We start from the raw sequence: 5,056 nt of genomic DNA on the forward strand, positions 1-5,056 counted from the left end.
TTACGATCTGCTTCTACCTTGCGCGCCCTATCTTTGCGCTTCTTTTGCGCGAGCTCATCCTTTGGCTCTTGCGTAAAATCTTCATACATCTTTTGCCTCAAATTTAATCTCGCCGCAGATTGCGCGGCACTTGAAATTGTACAAAAGCGCGGCTAAATTTATGAAATTTAACGCTACGGACAAATTCTGATTCAACTCTTTGCGGCGCTAATTTATTTTACGAATACCACAAAATCTCTGGCAAATTTTAATTCAAAGCGCTTCGTAGCCGCACGGAATCGGCGCCGTAACGCTTGCAAACACAAAATCCTCACCGCCCGTATTTTTCATACCGTGGCACTCTCCGCTTTTGGAAATGATTAGATCGCCCGCACAGATCGGCACCTCCTCGCCCTTGCTCGGATAAAACACGCCGCGTCCGCTTAAGCAGATCCATACGTCATCTCCGTCTGGGTGAATATGCGGCGCTACGACCTGGCCGCGTTTGACGATCCAAACCGCGCCGCAAGTGGCCTCCGTAGTAAAAAATGTCGTTTTTACGGCTCGCTCGTCGCTACAAATAGCATCTTTTATATGAAAAATTCTTTGCATTTTCTCTCCTTTAAGTTCACCGCATCCGGTGCGGTTTCGGCGGAATTTTAGCATTCTTTTCGTGCAGCGAAAGTGAAATTTCAAGCGCCAAACTCGCAACGCAACCTTAAATAAAAATTTTAAATTCACATTTTACTGTGCGATTTTTTTGGAGGATTGAAGATTGCATCTAAAAGCAAGAAACGCATAAGCAGGGTATTTGCGGATAGAATTTCGGCTTTAATTTAAGACGGAATTTTAAAAATTCTTCTAAATTTAAAGCTGCTCTGCTAGATAAATTTATTAAATTTGATATAAGCTTTGCTTGCGCGCTTTTGCCACCCAGATTAAAGCCAAATCGTAGCTTTTATCAAAAACCTCGCGTGACGCAGACTTTACGGCAAGCTCCAAGTCGGTTTATAAAGCTAAATCGGCTTATAAATAGATGCTACTACCTCCGGCTTGTTTTAGCAAATACGCATTTTGTGCCTCGAATTTTTGCATATTTTACGATAATGTTTTTATAGCGCGTAACATACTGATCACGAGCCGAGCGGGCGTTCAAAGAGATAGCGTTAGAATTTTGCGCTATCTCTTAAATTTCAAAACTATTTTATCTTGCTTGGATCCAGCGCGATCTCGTCGTTTTTGATCACGCCGATACCCTTATTTAGCACATTTTGCGCGATCTGTTTAGCTTCTGCTAGCGAGTGCATCGCGAAGGTGCCGCACTGAAATTTATTCAGCTCGGGGATGTCCGCTTGAGAGCCCACGCCCAAAATATCCTTCATACTCGCGCTCCACGCCGCCGCGACGGCGCTCTCGCTAGGCGCTCCGATCACGCTCATATAAAAGCCCGTGCGGCACCCCATCGGCGAGATGTCGATAATCTCGACGTCCGCGCTATTTAGATGCTCGCGCATGAAGCCCGCGAAAAGATGCTCCAGCGTGTGAGTGCCGCGCTCGCTCATGATCTCTAAATTCGGGCGGCAAAACCGCAGATCATAGACGCTAATCTTATCGCCGCTTTTGGTGCGCATGCTCTTTGCGAGCCGCACGCCCGGGGCATTCATGCGGGTATGATCGACCTTAAAACTATCTAACAATGGCATATTTTCTCCTTAAATTCAGTTCATGGCGATTTTAACATAAAATTCCGCACTTTCAGGCGCACAGACAAAATTTTGGCTACAATTACGCTTATTTTTAGGAAAATTAATGCCCTACATAAACGTTAAAATCACCAAAGAGCGCGACGGCTTAAGTCGCAAACAAAAAGCAAGGCTCGTAAAAGACCTAACCGATGCCCTGGTAGCCGTGCTAGGCAGGGGCGAGAAAACTACGGTCGTTACGATAGATGAAATATCCACTGACGACTATGCGATCGGCGGACAGCTAGTAAGCGAAATCAGAAAGCGGCAGAGCTAAGCTCGCGCGCCAGGCTAAATTTGAAAAGTTAAATTTTAGAATTTTAAAATTTTCAAGCAAAATTCTACGCGCCAGGCTCCGCTTCCAAGGGAATAAAATTTGTGACAATCCCAGCTTGTAAGATGAAATTTTACGCTAAATTCCACGCTGTAAAATTCCAAAAACCAACCGAGCGGAAATTTTAAAGCGGATCTAATGGTGAAATTCTTTGAAAAAACCGACAAGATAGAATTTTATGCAAATTGCAAAATTTTACTAGATAAAATTTAATCCTCGCAAAGTTTAAAATTTCGTAAAAATAAATAGACGATTTCTTAGCGAGCTAGCGCTCCCAAATTAGCTTTTTGCCGAAAGTTAGAGTATTATCGGTCATTTTCATCCAATCGATTCTAATCGTAAAAAAATCAGTCTCCATTGCGCGCGCAAACGGGAAGCGCTTAAGATATAGCGAGGTTTCGCGCTCATCCGCGCTACGGATATGGCCGCAAATCTGCACGCCTTTGATCCTACCTACAAATTTCGTATCCAGTGCGACCGTAGCCGCAACTCCGCGGTTGGCAAAGACTGCTTTGATATGCTCGGAGTCGCTCGCACTTGCGATGATGAGCTCCTTATTTTGCGGATCGTAGGCATAAAATGCACTGCAGCAATATGGCAGATTATTGCGCAAAACTCCGAGAGATAGGAGTTTCATCCTGCCTAAAAACTCGTCGAATTTATCCTGAGCGGCACACATTTTAAGCCTCCTTTTTGCTAAATTATACAATGATTTTCTTTTATTAGCTATAATCGCGAGCCAAAATTAGGAGAATTTTTATGGAAAATTATAAAAAAGTAAAAGAGATGTTTTTGATGCAGCAAGCCCTAAACGACGAAACAAATGGCGTGGGCTGGGAGGACGGCTATACAAAAAACGGCAAACTTATCAACTGGAAGCGCTGCATTTACATGGAATGCGCAGAGCTCATCGATAGCTTTGCGTGGAAGCATTGGAAAAATATCTCTGCAGCGCCGGACGTGAATAATATCGTCATCGAGATCGTTGATATTTGGCACTTCGTGATGAGCTATATTTTAGAGCAATATTACGGCAGCAAAAACATCGATCACATCGTAAGCGACGTCACGGCAGTAAGCGGATTTGCGGAGTTTAGCTCCTACGCCTACGACGTGCGCGAATACAGCATCTACGAAATCGTAAACGACATTGAGCTCATAATCCACGAAACAAGCGGATTTGAGCTGCAAATCGGCGAGCTACTGACCGATTTTTTCCGCGTGGCGATTAAATGTGGCGTGAGCTTAGACATACTTTTTGCCAAATATATCGGCAAAAACGTGCTAAATAAATTCCGCCAAAATAATGGTTATAAAGAGGGCAGCTACCGCAAAATCTGGGGAGACCTTGAAGATAACGAGGTGCTAATCGAGGTGCTATCAAAAGGCACAGTAAGCGCAAACGAAATTTACGAGCAATTGCAAAAGATCTACGACGCGACGAAGTGAAGTCGTGGGTTTGCTTGCAAAATTTATCTTTAAAATTTTAAAATTCCATCTATAAAATTTCGGCAGGCAAATTTTAAAAAAGGGCTTTGATTTGAAATTCTGCAATTTTGTGCCTGAAATTTTACGCAATGTCAGCTTATTTATAAGAGGCAAAAATTCTGCGTAGTAAGCAAATAAATATTCGCAACAGGCAAAAACATAGCTAGATCTGGCCTCTTTTTTACGCACTATAAATGAGTAGATTAAACGCGGGTGGGCGAGCAATCAAAGCATAAAATTTCGTATTATAAAGCGAGATGAGCCGGTTAAAAAAGCGAATGAGCCAAGCGAGCGGATTGATGAGGCGCGTTTCGTGCGACAGCCAAATTACTCAGCTCAAATTCCGTCGCAAAAGTCGCTAAAATAACGCAAATAGGAGCATACATGGGTAGAATTTTTAATTTGGCAAAGCAGGACTTTTTTACGCGCAAGTTTATTTTGCTCTCGCTATTGCCGCTTATGTGCTCGCTTATAATCTTGGGCACGCTCGCATTTTTCGGCGGCAAAGAGCTTTTTGACGCGCTTTCGCAGGGCGCGCAAAGCGGCGATTTTAGCTTCTTGGACGAACAGCGCTTCCCGGTAATTGCAAAAATTCTAAGCTTCGCTGCTACGAAGTGGATTATCGGCGCGATTTTTTCGGTGTTTGCCAGCTTTGCGGTACTGATGCTTAGCGTGTTTTGTGCGCTTATCATAGCAGGATTTCTGACGCCCGCAGTCACTAAAGAGATCAACGCACGCCACTACCGCCTAAGTCGCGCGGATGAAGCGAGCATGGCGCGAGTACTGAAGCTGATGAGCGTTGAAATTTTAAAATTTTTAGCGATCTTATTTATCTGTTCGGTGCTTTTGTTCGTACCGGTAATAAATTTATTCATAATCAACGTGCCGTTTTTTTATATCTATTACAAGCTGGTTCTAATCGACGTCGCTTCAAACGCGTTAAGCGCGAAAAGCTTCGAGCGCTCTTATAAAATGGGTGGCGGATATAAATTTGCCCTAAGCGCTTTTATTTTTTATCTGCTGTGTTTGATCCCGCTGGTAGGATTATTTTTCCAGCTATTTTTCATCATCTTTTTGACGCACGTAGTGCTGATAGACGAAAGCGCCCGCAATAAAAATCGCTAAAGATTAACTAAAATCAATGAAAAATTTTGAAATTTTCATAAAATAGTGCAAAATTTTTTAAGAAAGGATTTCTATGAAATCAGGTGATATTTACATTTGCAATATTTGTTCGCTAAAAAGTAGCGACGATGAAAATGCAGTCTTTATCAAGGCGCATAAAAACGGCGAGACGGTGCATATCTGCACATCCTGCATGCCTAGCGTCATCCACGGCTCAGGCATGGTTGTAAAAAGCAACTCCGAGATCGAAGAAGAGCTTCAAGACGCTGCAAACTAGCTGCTAGCACCACTTGCTGCGGCGCGTTTTAATTTGCTTGTAAATTTTCGCGCCGCAAAATTCTAAAATTCTAAAATTCTAAAATTCTAAAATTCTAAAATTCTAAAATTC

General features: G+C 42.9%; 7 protein-coding genes. 4 read left to right on the forward strand and 3 right to left on the reverse strand.

Annotation, left to right across the window (positions count from 1 at the left end; all coding sequences use genetic code 11):
- Positions 1 to 252 precede the first annotated feature (252 nt).
- Positions 253 to 591, reverse strand: coding sequence for a cupin domain-containing protein (locus tag Q0256_RS09170; RefSeq protein ID WP_297916218.1), 339 nt, complete (start codon positions 589 to 591; stop codon positions 253 to 255).
- 587 nt (positions 592 to 1,178) lie between these two features.
- Entirely contained in the window at positions 1,179 to 1,682 is a 504-nt protein-coding gene (gene luxS / locus Q0256_RS09175) for an S-ribosylhomocysteine lyase (protein ID WP_297901981.1), read from the reverse strand.
- A 106-nt stretch (positions 1,683 to 1,788) separates the two neighbouring features.
- Here luxS and Q0256_RS09180 point away from each other — a divergent pair, with 106 nt between their 5' ends.
- Positions 1,789 to 1,998, forward strand: coding sequence for a 4-oxalocrotonate tautomerase family protein (locus Q0256_RS09180; protein ID WP_297962398.1), 210 nt, complete (start codon positions 1,789 to 1,791; stop codon positions 1,996 to 1,998).
- A gap of 322 nt (positions 1,999 to 2,320) precedes the next feature.
- On the opposite strand, the gene Q0256_RS09185 is transcribed toward Q0256_RS09180, so the two are convergent.
- The gene (locus Q0256_RS09185) at positions 2,321 to 2,734 is read right to left on the reverse strand and encodes a hypothetical protein (protein ID WP_177386822.1); all 414 of its coding nucleotides are present in this window, start codon (positions 2,732 to 2,734) and stop codon (positions 2,321 to 2,323) included.
- A gap of 80 nt (positions 2,735 to 2,814) precedes the next feature.
- On the opposite strand from Q0256_RS09185, the gene Q0256_RS09190 reads away from it, so the two are divergent.
- The 3 genes from Q0256_RS09190 to Q0256_RS09200 all read left to right on the forward strand — a co-directional run bounded on the left by Q0256_RS09190 (position 2,815) and on the right by Q0256_RS09200 (position 4,945).
- Positions 2,815 to 3,504: a dUTP diphosphatase gene (locus Q0256_RS09190; protein ID WP_297962400.1), complete on the forward strand. Its 690-nt coding sequence runs from the start codon at positions 2,815 to 2,817 to the stop codon at positions 3,502 to 3,504.
- 423 nt (positions 3,505 to 3,927) lie between these two features.
- On the forward strand, positions 3,928 to 4,668 hold the full coding sequence (locus Q0256_RS09195; protein ID WP_297962401.1) for an EI24 domain-containing protein: 741 nt from the start codon (positions 3,928 to 3,930) through the stop codon (positions 4,666 to 4,668).
- A 73-nt stretch (positions 4,669 to 4,741) separates the two neighbouring features.
- Entirely contained in the window at positions 4,742 to 4,945 is a 204-nt protein-coding gene (locus Q0256_RS09200) for a hypothetical protein (protein WP_005869903.1), read from the forward strand.
- Positions 4,946 to 5,056 lie beyond the last annotated feature (111 nt).

Source organism: uncultured Campylobacter sp., from assembly GCF_937949835.1.
Lineage (GTDB): Bacteria > Campylobacterota > Campylobacteria > Campylobacterales > Campylobacteraceae > Campylobacter_B.